General features: G+C 41.7%; 14 protein-coding genes and 1 pseudogene. 7 read left to right on the top strand and 8 right to left on the bottom strand.

The genetic code is table 11. The features are described from left to right. Positions 1–555: 555 nt before the first annotated feature. A complete protein-coding gene (locus ACS5PU_RS23690) occupies positions 556–1,017 on the top strand; it encodes a JAB domain-containing protein (protein WP_439461635.1) in 462 nt (153 codons plus the stop codon). Between the two features lie 217 nt (positions 1,018–1,234). Here the strand turns inward: ACS5PU_RS23690 and ACS5PU_RS23685 are convergent. After that, positions 1,235–1,324, bottom strand: a pseudogene (locus ACS5PU_RS23685) (EVE domain-containing protein); the annotation flags it as partial. Positions 1,325–1,750: 426 nt separating this feature from the next. Between ACS5PU_RS23685 and ACS5PU_RS23680 the strand changes: the two are divergent. From ACS5PU_RS23680 to ACS5PU_RS23660, 5 genes are read left to right on the top strand one after another with little or no spacing between them, the layout of a single operon-like run. Beyond that, the gene (locus ACS5PU_RS23680) at positions 1,751–2,428 is read left to right on the top strand and encodes a response regulator transcription factor (RefSeq protein WP_439461634.1); all 678 of its coding nucleotides are present in this window, start codon (positions 1,751–1,753) and stop codon (positions 2,426–2,428) included. Further along, positions 2,428–3,795 carry an ATP-binding protein gene (locus ACS5PU_RS23675; RefSeq protein ID WP_439461633.1) on the top strand — a complete coding sequence of 456 codons (1,368 nt, stop codon included), beginning with the start codon at positions 2,428–2,430 and terminating at the stop codon, positions 3,793–3,795. Before ACS5PU_RS23680 ends, ACS5PU_RS23675 begins: the two co-directional genes overlap by 1 nt. A gap of 34 nt (positions 3,796–3,829) precedes the next feature. Beyond that, entirely contained in the window at positions 3,830–5,098 is a 1,269-nt protein-coding gene (locus ACS5PU_RS23670) for a TolC family protein (protein ID WP_439461632.1), read from the top strand. A 4-nt stretch (positions 5,099–5,102) separates the two neighbouring features. Continuing rightward, positions 5,103–6,200, top strand: coding sequence for an efflux RND transporter periplasmic adaptor subunit (locus ACS5PU_RS23665; RefSeq protein ID WP_439461631.1), 1,098 nt, complete (start codon positions 5,103–5,105; stop codon positions 6,198–6,200). Positions 6,201–6,228: 28 nt separating this feature from the next. Continuing rightward, positions 6,229–9,354: an efflux RND transporter permease subunit gene (locus ACS5PU_RS23660; RefSeq protein ID WP_439461630.1), complete on the top strand. Its 3,126-nt coding sequence runs from the start codon at positions 6,229–6,231 to the stop codon at positions 9,352–9,354. 225 nt (positions 9,355–9,579) lie between these two features. Here ACS5PU_RS23660 and ACS5PU_RS23655 read toward each other — a convergent pair whose 3' ends face one another. The 5 genes from ACS5PU_RS23655 to holA form a co-directional block, all read right to left on the bottom strand. Further along, positions 9,580–11,541 (bottom strand): OmpA family protein, encoded by a 1,962-nt coding sequence (locus ACS5PU_RS23655; protein ID WP_439461629.1) that lies wholly within the window; start codon positions 11,539–11,541, stop codon positions 9,580–9,582. A gap of 42 nt (positions 11,542–11,583) precedes the next feature. Then, complete coding sequence (locus ACS5PU_RS23650) at positions 11,584–12,153, bottom strand: PorP/SprF family type IX secretion system membrane protein (RefSeq protein ID WP_439461628.1); 570 nt, start codon at positions 12,151–12,153, stop codon at positions 11,584–11,586. Beyond that, positions 12,056–13,447 (bottom strand): hypothetical protein, encoded by a 1,392-nt coding sequence (locus tag ACS5PU_RS23645; protein WP_439461627.1) that lies wholly within the window; start codon positions 13,445–13,447, stop codon positions 12,056–12,058. The genes ACS5PU_RS23650 and ACS5PU_RS23645 overlap by 98 nt, the downstream gene beginning before the upstream one ends. Positions 13,448–14,168: 721 nt before the next feature. Further along, entirely contained in the window at positions 14,169–16,427 is a 2,259-nt protein-coding gene (locus tag ACS5PU_RS23640) for a glycosyl hydrolase family 95 catalytic domain-containing protein (RefSeq protein ID WP_439461626.1), read from the bottom strand. Between the two features lie 135 nt (positions 16,428–16,562). Beyond that, positions 16,563–17,585, bottom strand: a complete 1,023-nt coding sequence (gene holA / locus ACS5PU_RS23635; RefSeq protein ID WP_439461625.1) for a DNA polymerase III subunit delta — start codon at positions 17,583–17,585, stop codon at positions 16,563–16,565. A gap of 213 nt (positions 17,586–17,798) precedes the next feature. Between holA and ACS5PU_RS23630 the strand changes: the two genes are divergently transcribed. Then, a complete protein-coding gene (locus tag ACS5PU_RS23630; protein WP_439461624.1) occupies positions 17,799–18,257 on the top strand; it encodes a type I restriction enzyme HsdR N-terminal domain-containing protein in 459 nt (152 codons plus the stop codon). Positions 18,258–18,444: 187 nt separating this feature from the next. Here ACS5PU_RS23630 and ACS5PU_RS23625 read toward each other — a convergent pair whose 3' ends face one another. Both ACS5PU_RS23625 and ACS5PU_RS23620 read right to left on the bottom strand, forming a co-directional pair. Further along, on the bottom strand, positions 18,445–19,638 hold the full coding sequence (locus ACS5PU_RS23625) for a Gfo/Idh/MocA family protein (RefSeq protein WP_439461623.1): 1,194 nt from the start codon (positions 19,636–19,638) through the stop codon (positions 18,445–18,447). Continuing rightward, complete coding sequence (locus tag ACS5PU_RS23620; RefSeq protein WP_439461622.1) at positions 19,639–21,003, bottom strand: 3-keto-disaccharide hydrolase; 1,365 nt, start codon at positions 21,001–21,003, stop codon at positions 19,639–19,641. Between the last annotated feature and the right edge of the window lie 4 nt (positions 21,004–21,007).

Here is a 21,007-nt window from a genome sequence, read left to right as displayed (position 1 = left end):
ATGGACTATAATTACCATCGACCACACCAGGCATTGAACTTCAAATCTCCCATCGATTTATTGCAGGAAAGTTGAGGACAAAATTATACTTTTGAATGGTCTGAAAAACAGGGGAGCTTACAACCCCAATATCCAAGATTTAAAACTTCCCCTTAAAGTTAAGAATCAGTAAGACTTTTGGATATTGATCGTAAAGGCAAGCTATCTTTCAGGTTAGTGGCAATGAGGTATTTAGGTAAGTGCCAGTTCTTCTTTAAGAGTGTACACTTTTATCAAAGCAAGCACAGATGGCCAGTATCCATACAAGTTTGAATATCCAAAACTTAAACCTACCCCTTAAAGGAAAGAAATAGATTGAAAACTGGATATTGAGGAGTATAGATATATAACATCTATCTAACTATTCCACCAATTTAAGCTTATCCTCCCAATACGTTTAAAGGAACTACGGCATAAACGCTCATGTAGCAACCGCACTGTCCATTTATTCCGTTCCTCCTTTACTTAATTGGTTTGAAAGCTTGATACAAGTGCCATATTTAAATAGATACAACTATGGTACAAGAAACACAAGTTTACAAAGTAGCTGAAGTTCAGGTAAGCTACAAGCCAGATTACAACATTAATGATCGCCCTCGGATTACCTCATCAAACCAAACATTTCAGCTTTTAAAGAGTCAATGGGATATGGGGAAGATTGCATTCCTCGAAGAATTTAAAGTATTGCTACTAAACAGAAGTAACCGAGTGCTTGGCATTGTAGATATCTCAATGGGTGGTGTCAGTGGTACTTATGTTGATCCTAAGGTAGTGTTTACTACTGCTTTAAAAGCTAACTGTTCATCCTTGATCCTAGTACATAATCACCCCAGTGGAGGAACTAAGCCGAGTGAATCGGATATTAAGTTAACAAAGAGATTGGTAGAGTGCGGAAAGCTGTTGGATATTACTGTGTGGGATCACATTATTTTAAGCGAAGACAGTTATTATAGCTTTGCTGATGAAGGCGAAATTTAATTAACTTAGCGACAAATAACAAATTATTAACTCCGCTACGCTTGTCGATAAGCGTGTTCCAAGTTCTTTAAACGGATATATACTGAATCATTTTGAGCCTCAAATTGGCGACAAAACAGCCGACAAAATGAGTAAAAAAGAGCGATTTTAGAGCAAAATCAGAGGAAATGAGTGGCAGAAAAAGCCTTGAACCAAACTATAAAACGGTTCAAAAACAGCGCACGCCATCCCAAAAGGTACGCCCATCTTCGTTAAATTTTTCCCAGCTGTATTTAAAAGGCTCTGATTTGACTAACCAATGGTTCATTTATTTTGGAGTTTAATGGGCTTACAGCTTCTGCAAATGCAAAATAAGCCCTTGTTTATTGCTAATGTTTAAAGCCCAAAACTAACAAAAGAGAACGGATTAGGAAATAATTATATAGGCTGGTTAAATTTTAACGCGGAGGCAATATGGTTCTTTTTTATTATACTTGAATTCCAAACTAACTTGGTAAATGCATACACCATAACCAATTAGTCACAAAAGGCCTAACAGTAGCGCTTGTAACTAGCACTTTATTATTCTTTAGATTACGGAATTCAATAAACGATTGTCCGGGCCCTGCATATTAATTACAGTAAACTTTATCGAGGTTATCTACCCGAATAATTAAATCGGGCCTGAAACCACGAAGTAATCGAACCGTTCCATTTTAATGTGGTTTTAAGCTGAGATACTTATTTTTGCAGCATGCTTAAAATTGGAATAGCAGAAGATGATGTTAAAATTGCCGCACTTTTACAGTCGGCATTGGAAGAGAATGGCTATGAAGTGCAAAACATAAATAACGGGATTGCTGCCCTCGAAGCCTTTCCTGATACAGGCTTCAATCTGCTGATTATCGACATTATGATGCCCGGTTTAAATGGTCTTCAGCTATGCAAACACCTCCGCAGTAATGGCGTACATACCCCTATCCTTATGCTTACCGCAATGGGCACTATTGATGATAAGGTTACCGGTTTGGAAGCTGGCGCTGATGATTATCTGGTTAAGCCTTTCCACTTACGGGAGTTATTGGCAAGGGTTTCGGCCCTATTGCGGCGTAATGCTATATCCACCATAAAAACGGAGCCAAAACTGTGTTTTGAAGATCTTTGCCTGGATAGTTACAGTAAAGAGGTTACGCGTGCAGGCAGAGCAATTGAACTGAGCGCGAAAGAATTTGTACTGCTCGAGCTCTTTCTGTGCCATCCAAACCGCCTGCTTTCCCGCCAGTTTATTGCTGAGCAGGTTTGGGACATCAATTTTGAAACCGGCACCAACGTTATCGATGTGTACATTAATTTTTTGAGAAAAAAGATAGATAAGGATTTCGACCGAAAGCTCATCCACACCAAAATAAACATGGGCTATATTTTAAAGTAATGAAAATAAAAGACCGGATTGCGCTGTATTTTACCCTGATCAGTACTTCTTTACTGTTGGCGGTACTCTGCGTAGTGTATTTTACTTTTATGAAATTTCTGCAGGCTGATTTTTTCGAAAGGTTAACCGATAGAACAATGGTTACGGCCAAACTTTATTTAGAGGCCGACGAAATTAGCCGCGATGCGCTAACCGATGTACGCCATAAATATTTACAAAAGTTAAACAGCGAAGTTATCCGCATTTACGATGATAAAAACCGCGCAACCTTTATTGGCGATTCGGCCCAGTACTGGACAAAAACGACCATTAACCTGGTGCGGAAGCAAAAACACCTGCAATATACCGATGGTGAAAGGCAGGTTGTGGGCATTTATTACAAAGATAACCAGGGCGATTTTGTGATTCTGGCCGCAGCCACCGATCAGGGTTCGCGCAACCGCCTAAACGGACTGTTAAAAATTATGGTGGTTGTTTTCATCGCCATATCGGCCATTGTACTGTTGCTGAGCAGATGGATTGCCGAAAAAATGCTGAAGCCTTTGAAAAAATTTATGGATGATGTGAAACAGGTAGGCTCGCAGAATCTGGGCTTTAGGGTTGCTGAAAACCAGACCAAAGATGAAATTAACCTGATTGCACAGAGCTTTAACCACTTGATGGAAGAACTGGAACAGGCATTTATCCTGCAAAAAACATTTATTGCCAATGCTTCGCACGAACTGCGCACCCCCATTACCAGGATGATGATGGCAGCAGAACTCTCCTTATCAAAAAACCGCGATGCGGAAGCATACCAACAGGTAATCCGCTCGGTTTTAGAAGATACGGAAAAAATGGACCACATGATTACAGGCCTTCTTGCTTTGGCAAAAATGGATCTCGATTTAATCAACTCGCAGCTTTCTGTTATTCAATTAGATACCCTGCTGCTCAAAATCCAGTCAGAATGGTCAAAGCAAAACCTCGAACTCGAAGTGCTGCAAGAATCTGACCCTGCGGTTAACCCTTTGATTTTAGCCAACGCTACCTTATTACAGATTGCACTGGACAATGTTATTTCGAATGCTTTTAAATTTTCAAACAACCAAAAAGTAAGCTGCCTTTTAATCAAACGCGATAATCATTTATTGATCCACATCAGCGATCAAGGTAAAGGCGTAGCGGTGCAGCAGCGCGAAGAAATTTTTAGGCCATTTTACACCTTAGCAGAAGAAGCCGGACAAAAAGGCGAAGGCATGGGGCTCTATATGGCGCAAAAAATTATTGCGCTATTTGAAGGGAAAATAGAAGTAGCTGCCGACACCTCAACATGTACTTTTACCATCACACTCCCGCAAATTAATCCGCTTTTAATCCCGGTTTAATCGGCCTTTAATCCGGCAAGGATAGCTTTGCCGCATGATCAGAATAGGGACATCTTGTTTGCTGGTTTTGCTTACGCTGGCTAAGCCAACTTTTGCACAAACCGATACACTTAAGCTCAGTTTACCACAGGCCGAAAGTTATTTTTTCAAAAATAATCTCGATCTCCTGGCCAGTCAGTTTCAGATAGAACAGGCCAAAGCCGATATCATTACGGCCAAATTGTTCGATAACCCGCAGTTGGAGTACGAAAACCTTTTTTACAACCGCGAAACAAAGAAGTTTTTTCAAACCTCGTTTGCTTATGGCCAGTATGCCGGTGCTGTTTCTCAACTCTTCAAACTGGCAGGCAAAAGAAATAAAAACATCAAACAGGCGCAGGCCGGGGTTAAGCTTGCCGAAATGGAATACTTCGATCTGGTACGCAGCCTAAAGTTCGAACTCAGAAATACCTTTTACAAAACCTATTTCTCTGCGCAATCGCTAAAGGTTTATACCGAACAGATTTCCTCAACAGAAAACCTGCTCAATGCTTACAACGTTCAGTTTAAGATGGGCAACGTTGCCTTGAAAGAGGTAATCCGCATCAAATCGCTTCTAATTTCACTTAAAGCCGAGCATCAAGCACTTTTAAACGATCTGGAAGACAACTATAAGGATTTAAGATTGCTCTGCGGATTACAGCCAAGGGCTAATCTATTGCTGCTATTGCCTACAGAAAATAACCATTTGGCTTTAAATCAGATCACTTATACCGCCCTGCTCGATTCGGCAAAAAACCACAGAAGCGATTTAAAATTAGCGAACGCCAGGCTCGAATACAGCGAGGTTAACTTAAAACTGCAAAAAGCAATGGCTGTTCCCGATGTCGAAATTTCGCTCAGTTATGATTTAAAGGGAAACTACCCCGAAAAGTATACCGGCTTAGGGATAAAAATTCCCATTCCACTTTTTAACCGGAACCAAGGCGAAATTAAGAAGGCCAAAATTGGGATAGATGCGGCTGAGCTCGCCATTAAAAAACAGGTGCTTTTGTTGGAAAACGAAGTTTTTAATGCCTACCGCACAGCAATTAGGAATGAAAAACTGCTGGTAGATATCGATACGGGCTTTAATGCCGATTTCAATAAGCTCATCACTGGCCTCATCAAAAACCTAAAGGAGCGAAATATCAATCTGTTAGAGTTTTTAGATCTGTACGAATCTTACAAAGAAAATACACTCAGGTTAAACAACCTGCAGTTCGAAAATAGAAGTTCGAGAGAAGAATTAAATTATGTAACAGGCACTAACCTTTTTAGATAACACCATGCAAACTACATTTACAAACCTATTACGGGCCACTATATTTTCGGTTATTGGTTTAACACTTGCCTGCAGCAGCAACAAAGCCGAAACTGCGCCCGAAAAATTGGCCATCACCGATTCTCTATTAAACCGCCTGCTAATTGATACAGTACAAGAAGCCAACAGCCGAGCCGACATTATCTTTTCGGCAAAAATAACGGCCAATCAAGATCGCCAGTCGGCGCTTTTCCCCATGGTGAGCGGCTCGGTTAGCCAGGTTAAGGTAAGGTTGGGCGATGAGGTTAAGGCCGGCCAGATCCTGGCTACGGTAAACAGTGCTGAGATGGCCGGTTTCGATAAGGAATTAACGGCTGCCAATGCCGATCTTAAAACCGCTCTACGTACACTCCAACAGGTCGAACAGCTTTATGCAAGTGGTTTATCATCGGCAAAAGAACTGGAAGAGGCTAAAAATGATTATCAGATCAAAAAAGCCGAGCTTAAACGCGCTGGTTCGGTGTTGAAACTAAATGGCGGCAGCCATAGTGGCGCTTACGCAATTAAATCGCCCATAAATGGTTTTGTTATTGAAAAAAACGTAACCGACAATATGCAGCTCCGGGCCGATAACGACAAAAGTTTATTTACCATAGCCGACCTCTCCCATGTTTGGGCAATGATCAATATTTATGAATCAGACATCTCGCGCATTAAAACGGGCAATGAGGTAAACCTCACTACACTCGCTTATCCGGAACAGGTTTTCAGTGGAAAAATAGATAAAATCTACAATCTCATCGATCAGGATAGCAAAGTAATGCATGCGCGGGTGGTTATTTCCAATCCTAAATATTTATTAAAACCTGGTATGCTCGGAACGGTTAAAGTATCGGCCAATACAGATGTAGACCTTCCGGTGGTCAATGCAAGGGCTGTAATTTTCGATGACAATAAAAATTATGTTCTGGTGCTGGGCGCAGAAAATAAAGTGCGCATCCAACAGATCGAAATCGGGCGTAAAACTGCCGATAAAATCTACGTTAGCAAAGGTGTAAAAGCCGGCGATAGGGTAATCGCATCAAAACAGGTATTTCTGTTCGAGAACCTGAAAACGCAATAAACTCCCTTCATTTTTAGCCTATTCTGTGATGAATAAATTTATAAAAAGCATAATCAGCTTTTCGCTGAAGAACAAATATTTTATCTTTTTCGCAACTTTCATACTCATTTTGGCGGGTTACCTGAGTTTTAAAAGTACTACCATTGATGCCTTTCCGGATGTTACCAACACCAACATTACCATTATTACCCAATGGCCTGGCCGCAGTGCCGAAGAGGTAGAAAAGTTTGTAAGCAGACCGCTCGAAATTGCCATGAACCCAACCGAAAAAAGGGTGAGTATCCGCTCTTCTTCCCTTTTCGGATTATCGATTGTTAAAGTAAGTTTTGAGGATGATGTAGCTTATGCCGAGGCCCGCGTTCAGGTAAACAACCATTTGGCCGAAGCCGATCTTCCAGCGGGTATCCAACCAGAAGTGCAGCCCCCGTATGGTCCAACGGGAGAAATTTTCAGGTATACCTTAACCAGCGATAAAAAATCGGTACGCGAGCTCAAAACCTTACAAGATTGGGTAATACAAAGGGAATTGTTATCGGTTTCTGGCATTGCCGATGTGGTTAGTTTCGGTGGTGAGGTAAAAACTTACCAGATTACGGTTGACCCCTTAAAATCAATCCAATATGGCGTTACCGCTACCGAGCTTTTCGAGGCTGTTGCCAAGAGCAATATCAATGTAGGCGGCGATGTAATTGTTCAGAGCGGTCAGGCGTATGTGGTACGCGGAATCGGTGTGCTCAACAATATTGACGAAATCAGAAACGTAGTAGTTGATCATGTTAACGGAACACCAATTTATGTAAAAACCATTGCCGAAGTTGCCGAATCGGCCTTACCACGCTTGGGTCAGGTAGGGAGAGATAAAGACCCAGATGTGGTGGAAGGAATAGTGGTGATGCGTAAAGGTGGCAACCCGAGCGAAGTAATTGCCCGGCTAAAAGAAAAAATAAATACCATAAACAACGGCATTTTGCCTGATGATGTCCAAATAAAAGCCTTTTACGACCGCGAAGATCTCATCAACTATTCGGTTCATACGGTAATGGGCAATATGCTTGAAGGAATTTTGTTTGTTACGCTGATTGTGTTCCTTTTTATGGCCGACTGGCGGACCACCCTCATAGTATCCATCATTATCCCGCTAGCTTTACTTTTTGCTTTTATCTGTTTGAAATTAAAGGGCATGCCAGCCAATTTACTCTCTATGGGTGCGATCGATTTTGGCATTATCATCGATGGAGCTGTGGTAATGGTTGAAGGCATTTTCGTTGCTTTGGATATCAGGGCCAAAAAAGTTGGGATGGAGCGTTTCAACAAAATGAGCAAGCTTGGTTTAATTAAGAAAGCCTGTTTAGAAAACGGAAAAGGCATTCTGTTTGCCAAATTAATTATCATAACCGGATTGCTTCCCATTTTTACCTTCGAAAAAGTTGAAGGCAAAATGTTCTCTCCGCTTGCCTGGACATTAAGTTTTGCATTACTGGGTGCTTTAATCCTCACTTTTACCTTGGTGCCCGCTATGGCTGGGCTGTTGCTCAAAAAAGATGTAAAAGAAAAGCACAATATCTTTTTAGCATGGATGACAAGCGGAACGATGAAATTTTACAATAGCTGTTTTGGCAAAAAGAAACTCGTGTTTTCCATATCCATCATTATATTGATTTTAGGTGCGTTCAGCTTTAAATTTTTAGGCACCGAATTTTTACCTACTTTGGATGAAGGCTCCATTTATGTTAGGGCAACAGGCCCATTGAGCATTTCTTTAAATGAAACCAAAAAGCTTTCTAACGAAATGCGTAAAGTTTTTTTGAGTTTCGAAGAAGTGAAACAGGTAATGTCGCAGACTGGCCGGCCAAATGATGGAACAGATGCCACAGGATTTTACAATATGGAATTCCATGTAGATATTTACCCGCGCAAAGCATGGAAACGCAAACAGACCAAAGAGCAGCTTATTGAGCGGATGCAGGAGAAACTGAAAAGTTTTCCGGGTATTAGCTTAAATTTCTCCCAACCGATTTCTGATAATGTGGAAGAAGCCGTTTCGGGGGTTAAGGGTTCAATCGTAGTAAAAATGTTTGGGGATGATTTCAGTTTTATTGAAAAGGAAGAAGAAAAAATCGAGCAGATTCTAAAAACTGTTGATGGGATTGAAGATCTGGGGATTTTGCGCAATCTTGGGCAGCCAGAACTTCAAATTAACCTTGATCAAAAGAAAATGGCACTTTATGGGGTAAGCACAGCCGATGCAAATGCCGTAATTGAAATGGCCATAGGCGGAAAAGCCCCTACTCAGATTTATGAAGGCGAGCGTAAATTTGACCTGATTATCCGCTACCCTGAAGATTTCAGGAATGATGAAAGCGCTATTGGCAAACTCCGCATCCCCACGCTATCGGGCACTAATGTTCAACTGGGAGAAATCGCGACCATTAAAAAAATTACAGGCCCTAGCATGATTTACCGCGATAAACATAAACGTTATGGGGCGATTAAATTTTCTATCCGGGGCCGTGATATGGGAAGTGTAATTGCAGAGGCGCAACAAAAAGTAAACGATCAGATTAAACTGCCCAAAGCCTATCAACTGGAATGGGCTGGAGATTTTGAAAATCAGCAAAGGGCCATTACCCGCTTATCGCAAGCTGTACCGGTGAGTTTATTGCTCATTTTCTTTATTCTGTTTGTACTTTTTGGGAATATCCGCGATGCTTTATTGGTATTGAACAATGTTCCTTTCGCCATGATCGGTGGAATACTGGCCCTACTGATTTCGGGTGTAAACTTTAACATTTCGGCAGGGATAGGTTTTATTGCTCTTTTTGGTATCTGCGTGCAAAATGGAGTAATTTTAATTACGCGTTTTAAAAGCAATATCGCTGCACTAAAGTTCCACCCCAGCTGGACTTTTACCGATGCCATGCGAGACGGGGTGGCCAGCAGGTTCAGGCCGGTATTGATGACCGCCCTTATGGCTGCAATAGGTTTGATGCCAGCGGCATTATCAACCGGAATTGGTTCTGAGGCATCGAAACCGCTGGCCATTGTTGTAATTGGCGGACTGATTACCAATACATTTTTTAATCTGTTTGTGTATCCGATTGTATTTTACTGGGTATACAGCAAAAAAGTACGGAAATTAACGGCCCTTGGGTAGGCTCAGATTGAAACCATTACTGGTCTTAGCGTCCTGCTAAGACCTTTTTGTAACGGTTTGTTTTGTCACGGAAGCACAGAAAACACGTTTTTTTTCTACATTCTCTGTTATTTTCATTGTGTTTTTTGTGACTCTGTGGTTAAATGACTAGGGATGCGGAATAAAACAAAAAATGCCTCCGGTTAAAACCGGAGGCAAAATATTAAAGCTGACAACTCTTTTTATTTACTGTTTTACAATCTTAAACTCGGTCCTTCTGTTTAGCTGGTGTTCTGCATCTGTACAGTCTACACCATTTGCACATTTATTCAGCAACTGGGTTTCGCCGTAACCTTTGGCCGCGATGCGGTTTTTATCGATCCCCCTGGAGATGATGTACTGCACAGCAGATTCGGCTCTTTTCTGTGATAGGCTGAGGTTGTAGCCGTCCTTGCCCCTGCTGTCGGTATGCGAACCAAGCTCGATCCAGATGGTTGGGTTATCTTTCATGATCTTTACCAGCTTGTCCAGTTCTACCGCAGCATCTGCACGGATATTCCATTTATCGAAGTCGTAATAAATATTCTCAATTCTGATGGCCTTATCAATTACCACATTTTCCAGATATAGATTTTGGGTAAGCTTACCGGAGGCAATTAAACCAATGGTGGTTAGTTTTTCCACATCCGAACGGTAGCCTGTTTTTTCTGCCGAAACATTGTATTCTGCCTCTTTGGCCAGGTTAAATTTATAGTCACCGTTATCATCGGTTTCTGTTTTTAAAATGCCACCGTTAACTTTGGTCAGGGTTACCAGTGCACCGGCAATAGGCTGGTTGCTCCCTCTATCAAACACCCTGCCCTCCAGTTTAAAGGCCAAGATCATTTTCTGGTCGATGGTATAAATGTCATCGCTGCCCACACCGCCATCGCGGTTGGAAGAAAGGTAAACAATACCGCCTTTTTCGTTCAGGCTAAAGCCAAAATCATCCTGTGGTGAGTTGAAAGGATAGCCCAGATTTTCTATTTCTTGGATAAGATTATTTGATTTTCGGGCACGATAAACGTCAAGTCCGCCCATACCTATTCTTCCGTCACTGGAGAAATAGAAATTATCTTTTTCATCTAGTACCGGACTGCGGTCGTTCCCTTCCGTGTTCACTTCTTTCAGGTTGATCGGCTTGCCCCATTCTCCGGCATCTGTTTTTAGGCACACGTAGATATCGGTACCGCCAAGCCCGCCAGGCATATTTGAGGCAAAGTAAAGGCTGTTGCCATCGGTGGTGATAAAGGGATCGCCTACCGAATATTCGTTTACGTTGTTATAGGCAAAGGAAACGGGTTCGCCCCATTTGCCATCACTGCCTTTTGTGCTGCTGAAGATCTCTACATTGACCGTTGTGGGCTGTTTTTTTAAGCGCTCCAGTTCATCGGAGATCCTAGTCAGGGTAAAGTACATGGTACGGCCATCGGCGGTAAAGCTTGCCGAGCCCACATGGTACCTGGTACCGGCCTTGATGGGGAACAGCTGCAGGCTATCGTTCGGCGAAGCCTTGAAGTACAGTTTCAGGTAACCGTTACCAGTCCAGCCGTAAACCTGTTTATCGGGTTCCTTCGATCCGTCGAACCTTAAAAAAGGCCTGCCCTCGCTGCTCTCCAGTTTGCTGTCCGACCTATCGGAGGTAAACACCACACCGCCCTGGTAATTAACGGCGCCCCAGTCTGACTGGCTGCTGTTCAGCGCTTTCTGGTTTACGAGCTCTATCTTTTTGGGGGTTTTGATCCATTTCAGTGCCGAATCGCAGGAAGCTACCCAAACGGCCTGCTGCTTTTCGGAAACATCCTTCTTTTTTTCGATATAGCCCAGGTACTGCACTTTGGCCTCGCTGTATTTAGAATTGCCCTGCAGCGCCCTGGCATAACCAAGGGTATTTTCGGGACTGCTGCCAGGCATCTTCGCCGCAATGGCATACCAGCTCTCGGCCTGTTTGTAGTTGTACACCATTGCGTATGCACTGGCCAAACGCTCTGCCGCATGCAGGGTCGCTTTCTTTTTATAGGCCTGCTCGTACAGGTCTATCGCTTTGCTGTAGTTGAACAGCCCGTATTGTTTGTCAGCATCTTTTAAAACATATTGCGCATTTGCCGAAAAACCAAGGGCAAAGAAACAGTATGCAGAAAAGCAGGTGCCTATTAAAATTTTCTTCATTATGTTGTTTAACTAGTTAGGTCAAAAACTGAACTGTTCATCCTAGAAAACCCTTGGCGTAGCCAATCTGATATCCTGTTTAATAAAGGAATAAGCAATAGAAATCTCGTGCGTACCACTGCTGTAGCCCTGCAACGGCCCGATCGAAAAGTCGTAGCCATAACCGATCCTGATCTTTTCGGAAGGAAAAAATTGGATCGCTGCTACTATGGAATTTCTTTGGGTAAGGTCTTTCTGCAGGTAACTTTTATCGTACAGCTTTACACCGGTACGGTAAGAGCCGCCAACCCATAAAACATCCCGGATCAATAAAAACGCATTTACGTCCAAGCTCGTCGGACCGCCACGGTCGTCCTTCAACAGGAATGAGGGTTTGATCTGAAAGTCCTCAGAAAGCGGAAAAAGTGCCCCTGCAGTTAGGTAATAATGCGGTTTGGGCTGTGGGATAAAGGCGTAACGGCCGATATTGATGTAGGTGGCAATCAGGTTATCTACCGAGAAGCCCGCATAAAATTTATTGTTGGCAAAGCACACCCCTGCCCTTGCATCGGGTACAATGGTGCTCTGCATGCCCACCGGCTGGTTGGGCTCGGGGCTGTTCGGGTTCAGCATGGAACCGTCTATGCCCAGCTGCACCATGCCCACACGCGGGAATGGCTTTGGTGGCCACCACAGTTGTACCGTTAAGTACGGTAATAAACATCCCATTGGCTATATTGGTACCTGTACCGTTAATGGCATTGTCTTTCAACCCATCTGCATCATTAAATAACTCGCCAGAGAGCACAATCGGACTATCGGTAATATTAAAAGTTGCGGTACCAACCCGCACCGAACAGCCCGCACTGTAACCGCCAATATTATAGGCCATATCTAGGTTCGAATTGCCGCCACCGCCACCAGCAGTATTGGTTACGGTATAGGTTATACTTTCACCACCACTTTCGGTAACGGCATCATTAACTGCGGTAAATGGGATGGATATAATACCTTGGTTAGCGCCCGTACTGTTGCTCGAATCATAATCGCCTGGAGGTAAGGTTAATACGATGTTCCCATTCGCATCTACTGATATCGATCCCTTGGTAGGTGTTCCTATAGTATAATCGGTATTATAAGTGGCGCTTCCGCTTTTTTGTAAGGTTACGGTAGCAGCATCTTTTAAATTACCACTAATGTACAGCTCCAAACTGGTAGCACTATTGGTTACACTGCCTTCGGTAACAACCTGTGAAGTAAAACGCCTAATATCGGCCAATGGCTTAAGGTCTATATCCGCATCATCAATTAGGTTACCTCTACTTTGATCAATACCCGAAGTTGAACCATTGCTAGCGTAACGGCGCCCAAAAATACCTAACCTTCTGGTGCCCTGCACCCCATTATTGGTTACCGTACCAGAATATAAAGTCCAAGAACCATAAACCGCATCGTGACTGCTTGAAGCTCTCCCAACTGTAACACCAGTAGCGGGATCGATCAACTCAACAATTAAATTTTCTCTAGTATCATCATTTTCTCTTTTTCGATGCCAAATCGAAAAAGTAACAGTTTCATTGGGTAATAAACATAGATTTTGATAAAGCCCAGAGGCGATATAAGCATTTACTTCAGCAAACTGGCTTCCACTATGTGCTGGCACGCTGCCATAATTATTGGACCAAATTTCGATCCCATTCTGCATGGTTCCAGAAGTTGTACCACAAACCACTCTATTTCGTGTTGCAATATCGCTGGTTACCCAACCTGGCACTTCACTTTCGGCCAAAATGGAATAACTCGCCGACGTGCAATTTAAACCGGGTACTTCAAAACCTGCATTGATTAAATATCTGGGCGATTGCCCAAAAACATCGATACAAAAAAGTAAAAAGATAAAAGTGGAGAAGAGTAACCTTTTTTTCATAAGCGAGCGCATTAACAAATGCCAGAAATTATATTGGAGTAATTATGGATAATTATGGGGTGGAGGCAAACGTGAAGCCGGATACTTTCAAAAGCTAATCGACGTTTAGCATAAAAATGAGACAAGGAAAAACAGGATGTTAAGCGGTAAAGAGCAAGTCTTAAAAACCACGGTGCGATACACAAAAATATAGCTGCATTTTTTTTAAACATGCCATATAAATTTTACTATACCAGCGTTAAAAGAAGAGGATACAGGGATTAACAAACAACTTAAATTTTGACTTAACTTCCTTGCTTACAACGGTAAGCGTATTATTGAAGCACAAAATTATGGCATAATCCAAATCAAATGATTAGACGCCTTGCCCATTATCTTCCCAAGTTAATGGATAACACAATTAGCTAAATTCCAGTTGTTTACAAAAAATGAGTATGGAGTAATAAAAGACCAATATTGCTGAATGATCAACGAAAGGGCGTGATAAACATAGTACTACAAAGACAAAAAAGCCAAAAAACTCCCAAAATTGGATATTATAGGGGCAATTATTCGCTGTTATTTAATACACAGCAATGCCCTTACCATTGCGATGAAATATCTTCCCCGCATGGGTTTAATTTTCGAATAAAATACGTATCGCTAAACTGAAAAGATTGTTTTTGAATAGCCGTTATATGATTTCAATCGGTTTTTCGCGATAACAATTTAAGTATAAAATTTATTCATAGCCATTCTCAAAAAGAATGGTCTGTTTTTGTTTAAGCTTTATTTCTGCAATGCCATCATTACCCATTTTTACACTTCCGGCAGGTAAATTTTTAACTACATAGGTTTTAAATGGAAGCTTTATACGCAGTAATCCGGCTTTTTCTGCATAGATTTTGACGCTGATGGGTACTCCATTTTCTTTAATGCCGCTGACCAAAAATGCCCCTTCTGTGCGCAGATTTTTAAATGAGGCGTTTGCCCAGCTTTGCGGTACGGCCGGAAAAGCCTGTATGTAACCATTTCGGCTTTGTACCAAAAGTTCTTGCACGCCCTGAGCAAAAGCGAAGTTCCCCTCAAGGGTAAAAGGCCTATAAGTGAAGCCCGAGTACTGCCCTCCTTTTTGATCGCCATTTAAGTGGAAACTATTAGGCGAACAGAAATTACTGGCAAAAATTTCCAGTTGTTTTACGGCCTTATCTGCCTGGTAGGCCCGGGCGTACAAAGAAGCCATCCAGCTAAAAGAATAACCACACCATGCTCTTGTGCCTATTTCTTCTAAACGTTTTAAGGAATTATCGATAATGGTTTTATCTTTTTCTTTGTTAACATCGAGCAAATCAAGCGGGTAAATGGCCATATACTGCGACATGTGCCTGTGCGAACTGGTTAAATTTGCTCCTGGGGCGATGGTAAAACCGGTTTCATTTACCTCATAATCTGGCAATTGCCCCAATATTTCCAGCCAGTGCTTACTTTCATCGGGCTTACCATCCGCTTTGCTTACTTCGGCTGCTGCTTTAAATAAAAATTTAGCCAATGATAAATCGAAATTCGTCCAGTTTAAAAACCAGGCTTTAATGCTGTTGTCGTTATACTCCGGACTCGAACTTAAAGGCAGCGTACGTTTACCATTCTTTAAAGTGGTAATATGCTCGAGGTAGCTTGCCGCTTCGTGGATATATGGATAAGCCCTTGTTTTTAAAAACACCTCATCCATTCCATATTTCCATTGCCAGTAAAAGTGCTGCGAGGTCCAGGCGCTTACTGTTGGCGATAGTGAATACTGGATCCATCCACCCATTGGATCGCCGTTTAAGGTAATTACCCCTGGAACATTTAAGCCATTTACGCCAAAATATTGTTTGGTATATTCCAGATTTCGCGGTCTAATTTTCCATAGCCAATCGGTAAATGTTGCCCCCTCAGCCAAATGGTTGGCAGTATAGGTTGGCCAATAGCTCAACTGTGTATTCAGGTCGTTATGAAAATCTCCTTTCCAGGGGGGTAAACTTCCGTTATCTGCTGTCCAAACGGCCTGTAGCGTAATGGCCGGGGCACCTTTTCTGGCCACACAGCCTAACTTGTACATTTCTAAATAATATTGTTTCTGGATCAGCTTATCAGGAATGGAAATACTCGATTTGCCCCAGAAATCTTTCCACCAGGCCACGTGCTTATCCCAGCCTGTAGGCTCTTTGGCAGTTGAAGAAATAACCGGCAGTGATGCTGCTTTATCACTGGTAATGGTCCACGAACCGATTATTTTACGGTTAGCCATTTTTTGCCATTGCACCAGTACTTCAAAATAATGTCCATCATAAGTAGGTTGATGATAGCGAACGCTATTGGCGGTTTTGGTTACGGTGCCTTTACCGTATCCCAGTTTCTGTAAACCGGCACCCGAATGGCTGTTATCGCCATTTTCAGTTTGCCCATTGTTATAGTTATGAACAATAAGTGCAGGCAATAGGTCTGTAGATTTTAAATTTTCCAGGCCAAAGTAACCCCTTTGTTCAGTTGCATGGATATAACAGTTAAAAACAGTTCCATCTTCAAATTTAACCGTGTTTAAAGCTGTTTCAATATCAAGTTGGTTCGATACCACTTTCCCCAGTTTGGCAATATCGAACTCAAGCGCCGCAGCTGGCAATTTAGTTGGATAAGGACTATTATCATAAGGTTCATCGCCTATTTTTTGAACAGCACTATAATTATTTTTATGCACCTGTTCTTCTACCCATTTAAAAGTAAGTTTAGAAATATCCAAAGCTTTCCGCTCGTCCCACAAATCTGCGCGGTCCAAAGAAAGGCGGAGCTTACTGTTTTTTTCCCATATCAATACGCCAAGCATTCCATTGCCCAAAGGCATGGCCTCATCCCATTTATTGGCCAGTTTTGGAAAAGAAAGATTATAGTTTTTTAACGATTGCGCGCAGCAAACTGTTGAAAAGCACAGCAGCAATAAGATTGAGATAATTGTATTCTTCATCTATTCTTAGAAATGGTTAGCCCCAGTTTTGAGGTATCATTTTCTAAAATAATGATATTTAACCGAAGTAAAAATGCCTAAAATCTGCGCAAACGTTTGATGGGTAATATAGAATCGTATTTTGCTAAAAAAAGATTAGTGCACAATCTTAAAAACAAGTTCTTTCAACAGCTCTCCGTCATCCACATTGCCGGTACTGTCTAAGCCTTTGCTTTTTAAATCATACTCGCGGAGCAGGCCAATTACCTGAAAAACCTTACCGGTATGGTAGTTTCTGGCGGCAACTTCGTAATCTTTAATAAAAAAAGGAGGTACCCCCAATGCCGATGCTGCATCGGCTTTATTTGGAATATAATGATATTTTAACAGCTTGGTAAAATAACCGCCCAAATTGGCCAGAACCATTACCGTGGGGTTGGCCTTTGGATTACTGGCAAAATAGTTGATAATTTTATTGCATTTTAATACATCACGTATGGCCAGGGCTTTCTGCAGTTCAAAAACATTGTATTCTTTGCTTATCCCAATATTTTTCTGAACTAGATCGCTATTGATGGTCACCTCTTTAGGTACGTTAAGCATCAGTTTTTCAATCTCGTTGGCTATTTTGGACAAATCTGTACCTAAATATTCGGCCATTAAAGCCGATGCCTGCTGATCGATCTTATACCCTTTTTCCTTGATAAATTCTTCAATCCAGGGCACCAGTTTATAATCGCGCACCGGGTCTGACTGAAAAATCAAGCCACTTTTACTTATGGCTTTATAGATTTTTTTACGCTTATCGAAATTTGCATATTTATAAGCCAATACCAAAATGGTGCTGGGTAAGGGTTTTTCAAAATAATTGAGTACAAATTCTCCCTCTTTGCTGCCACCATCTTCTTTCCCCCATTTCAGATCCTGTGCTTCTTTAACAATCACCACCTGATAATCAGACATCATTGGATATCGCTTTGCAGCACCCAAAACCGTAGCCATATCGGTATCTTTACCATAAAGCACAGTTTGATTGAATCCCTTTTCGGCATCATTCAACAATTTATCCTCAATATAATCTGTTACTTGATCGATATAGTAAGATTCTTCTCCATGCAGTAAATACACGGGTTTGAACTTTCGGGCTTTAATATCTTTAATAATTTCGGCAGCAGTCATTGCCGTAAAATTACGATTTAGGTTTTATGATTTGGATAAATGTTTATAAGTTAAAGAATGTAAGATTTGAGAAGTTAGATGGGAGATTTCCGTGCGTGCCGTAAAATTAATTAACTTTGGGGTTTAATTGTTTTATTGCTTCATTGTAAATTGTTTTATTGTTGCATTGTTAACTGAGAACTACCAACTGATAACTGCCAACTGATAACTGAAATGTTCAACCCTACCCCGCTTCATCTTCCGCCATACCCATTTAAAATTACCCAGAAAGACGATGTGGTTTTTATTTTTGATGAGCTGAGGAAAAGGCACCTGGTGCTTACGCCCGAAGAGTGGGTACGCCAGCATTTTATACAGCACCTCATTTTAGAAAAGAAATTCCCACGAACTTTGATCCAGATTGAGGGTGGACTGGTGCTAAACCAGCTCCAAAAACGGAGCGATATTTTGGTGTACAACACAGCTGGCGAAAAACTGATGTTGATTGAATGCAAAGCGCCCAAAGTAAAAATTACCCAATCGGTTTTCGATCAGGCAGCAAGGTACAATTCCATCCACCAGGCCAAATGGATTGTACTTACCAATGGTTTACAGCATGTTTATGCCAAGATGGATCTGGAGAATGGCAGCTTTAAATTTTTGCCTGAAATGCCGGAGTATTTAGGGTTGTAGCTAAAGGATTTTGATGCAGCAGTAGTCAAACTCGGGCTTCTCCTATCTTTAACAATCCCCAAAAGAATAATCGTCATTGCAATGACAACTTTGGAAACGATAAAATATTCTACACTAAATCAAAAAAATTGTCTATCTGAGCCTTTTTAAGAACTTCAACAATCATTTTACTAGCTCAGGCTAAAAACTACACATTATACTCAGCTTTCCAAACCTGCTTGTTGCCACTGTAAATGGCTTCGTTACACATGGCTACGCAAATAGCCGCCTGCGTACCTGTATTGATATTGGATGCAGGTTCCTTTTTGGTGGTTATCGATTTATAAAATTCATCCAGAGCATAGTTGGTCCCATCAATCGTGGCTTTATCCAAAATCGGGATTCCCCCATCTTTATTGACCACAATTTTGGTAGCCCCGGTTACGCCATCTACAATGCCCAGCTCCTTTTTGGTCTGCTCTTCCGGATAAAAGAGCCCAGTATTAGTAAGTAAGGATACCGAGCCTTTGGTTCCTTTAATTTTAAACAGGTAGCCATCGTGCGCATTACCACAGGTAGCCCCAAAATTCCCGATCATTCCTTTTTCCTTATAACGGAGAATGGCCTGAATATTATCATAGGTTTCGCGCCCATCTTTAAAAACATCTATCCCGCCCGATCCCATAATTTCATCAGGTTGCGTTTCGAAAGCCCAGTTGATAAAATCAATCTGATGCGATAAAAGCTCAGCCGCCAGTCCGCCAGAATATTCTTTGTACATGCGCCAGTTAATTTTCCGTTCTAATGATGGTTCCGGAACCGCCCTGCGCCAATTTCCATTTCTATCCCAGCGGCAATCTATCTGCGTAACCTTGCCCAGATAACCGGTTTGGATCATCTCCTTCACTTTAAAGTACAAAGGTGAATACCGGTACTGGTAACCAACCTGAAATACCTGATCAGGATGCTGCTTTACCAGCTTTTTAAGTTCCAGTGCCTGCGCAATATCGTAGGTCATGGTTTTTTCTACATAAACATGTTTTCCGGCAAGCACGGCAGCTGCGGCAATTTTAAAATGCTCGCTCAAAGGTGTGGCAATAAAAACAGCATGAATGGTTTTATCGTCTAAAACCTTTCGGTAATCTTTAATGGCTTTTGCACCGGCAGGAACATATTTTTCGGCCTCTTTAAGCCTAAAATCAAGCAGATCGCAATACGCTTTGATACTGTATTTAGTTGGCATCGATTTTATCACCGATAATACACCTTTGCCCCGATCGCCACAACCGATCATGGCCACATTAATATTCTCCTCGGCCATTAAACCTGCAAAGCTCTGGTTACCTAAAAGTAAACCAGAGCTTAACAATGCCGATTTTTTAACAAACAATCTGCGTTGCATCTATAAAGTTTTGATTTTAATGGTTCTGAAATCTACCTTATTGCCATGATCCTGTAGAAGAATATGCCCTTTTGGTGCTTCGCCAAAGTTTTTCCAATCTTTATATTTACTGATGGCCACCAATTTTTTAAATTCTTCCGATCCGCGTGTGTACTCCAGCACTTTCACACCATTTAAATAATGTTCTACCTTATTGTTCGGATAAACCACCAAGCGGCCGTTATTCCAGCTTCCAATTGGGCGCAGATAACGGGCTTCTTTTTTCGAAGTCATTAAATCGTACAGCGAGGCCAAAGTACGGTTCCCATCTCTTCCCAATTTTGCATCAGGATGTAAAACATCATCTAAAACCTGATACTCCAAACCGATGGCAGAACCGGTATTTTTCTCGCTTAAAGTAACAAAATATTTTACCCCGCTGTTGGCGCCTGGTGTAAGCTTAAATTCAAACGACAGATCGAAAGCCGCAAATTCCTCTTTGGTTACAATATCACCTCCATTTGTAGATTCGGCACCACCTGATGGCTCCACACTGATTACGCCATCACTAATTTTCCATCCTTTTGCAGGGAAGGCCGTTTTGTAGGCGCCAATCCACCCATTATTGGTTTTACCATCAAAAAGAAGTTTGTAACCTTCCGATTTTTCGTAAGCCGACAAGGTATTTGGTGTTAAGTTTACGGTATAAATCCCTTTCGGAAAAGTTTTGGCCTTTAAACCTTCTGTTTGAATATTGATGTTTTTGAAATACACTTTTTTGCCATCGTTATCCAGGTTGTTCCCAATGCCGTGAACCTGTAAACCAATAAACCCCGTTTTATCCAAGGTATCAATCACATAGGCAACCGGCGATCCGTTAACCCAGGTTTTGGTTTCGTTGCCAGTACATTCAATTTTATAATGGTTAAACTCGTTCTTTTTATATAAAGGTTTGGCCGTTGGGTTAAGCTCTAAAGGGTACAACCATAACCTTCTGGCTTCATCGTAAATCCCACCTGTCCATGCTCTGGGCGTAGGATCGATTTCTACCTGCCTGCCATAAACCAATCCTTTGCCATTGTTTCCTTCAGGTTTGATATGGCTGCGCGTTTGCACACCCGAATTGGTGGTTTCGCCTTCTAATTTTACATCCAGTTCCAAAACAAAATCGCCATATTCTTTTTCGGTAATCAAGAATGAGTTTGGCGTTCCTTTGGTCATGGTTCCTACAATCATTCCGTCTTCTACTTTGTAAGGTGCGGCACCTGCTACCGCTTTCCAGCCGGTTAGGGTTTTACCATCAAACAAAGGTTTTGCTTTTTGGGCAGCTGCTGATAAACTGATTAGGGATAGGGCTAAAACACTATATTTTTTAATTTTTAACATGTTT

The organism is Pedobacter sp. GSP4 (genome assembly GCF_051857575.1).
GTDB lineage: Bacteria > Bacteroidota > Bacteroidia > Sphingobacteriales > Sphingobacteriaceae > Pedobacter.
The sequence above is the reverse complement of the archived record's forward strand: the minus strand, read 5'-3'. Positions and strand labels throughout refer to the sequence as shown.

Excerpts from the sequence above, each read along its gene's own strand:
- ACS5PU_RS23655 (WP_439461629.1), bottom strand. The coding sequence starts at position 11,541 with ATGAAGAAAATTTTAATAGGCACCTGCTTTTCTGCATACTGTTTCTTT.
- ACS5PU_RS23630 (WP_439461624.1), top strand. The coding sequence starts at position 17,799 with ATGTTCAACCCTACCCCGCTTCATCTTCCGCCATACCCATTTAAAATT.
- ACS5PU_RS23625 (WP_439461623.1), bottom strand. The coding sequence starts at position 19,638 with ATGCAACGCAGATTGTTTGTTAAAAAATCGGCATTGTTAAGCTCTGGT.
- holA (WP_439461625.1), bottom strand. The coding sequence starts at position 17,585 with ATGACTGCTGCCGAAATTATTAAAGATATTAAAGCCCGAAAGTTCAAA.
- ACS5PU_RS23645 (WP_439461627.1), bottom strand. The coding sequence starts at position 13,447 with ATGAAAAAAAGGTTACTCTTCTCCACTTTTATCTTTTTACTTTTTTGT.
- ACS5PU_RS23670 (WP_439461632.1), top strand. The coding sequence starts at position 3,830 with ATGATCAGAATAGGGACATCTTGTTTGCTGGTTTTGCTTACGCTGGCT.
- ACS5PU_RS23620 (WP_439461622.1), bottom strand. The coding sequence starts at position 21,003 with ATGTTAAAAATTAAAAAATATAGTGTTTTAGCCCTATCCCTAATCAGT.
- ACS5PU_RS23660 (WP_439461630.1), top strand. The coding sequence starts at position 6,229 with ATGAATAAATTTATAAAAAGCATAATCAGCTTTTCGCTGAAGAACAAA.
- ACS5PU_RS23690 (WP_439461635.1), top strand. The coding sequence starts at position 556 with ATGGTACAAGAAACACAAGTTTACAAAGTAGCTGAAGTTCAGGTAAGC.
- ACS5PU_RS23680 (WP_439461634.1), top strand. The coding sequence starts at position 1,751 with ATGCTTAAAATTGGAATAGCAGAAGATGATGTTAAAATTGCCGCACTT.
- ACS5PU_RS23650 (WP_439461628.1), bottom strand. The coding sequence starts at position 12,153 with ATGCTGAACCCGAACAGCCCCGAGCCCAACCAGCCGGTGGGCATGCAG.
- ACS5PU_RS23675 (WP_439461633.1), top strand. The coding sequence starts at position 2,428 with ATGAAAATAAAAGACCGGATTGCGCTGTATTTTACCCTGATCAGTACT.
- ACS5PU_RS23640 (WP_439461626.1), bottom strand. The coding sequence starts at position 16,427 with ATGAAGAATACAATTATCTCAATCTTATTGCTGCTGTGCTTTTCAACA.
- ACS5PU_RS23665 (WP_439461631.1), top strand. The coding sequence starts at position 5,103 with ATGCAAACTACATTTACAAACCTATTACGGGCCACTATATTTTCGGTT.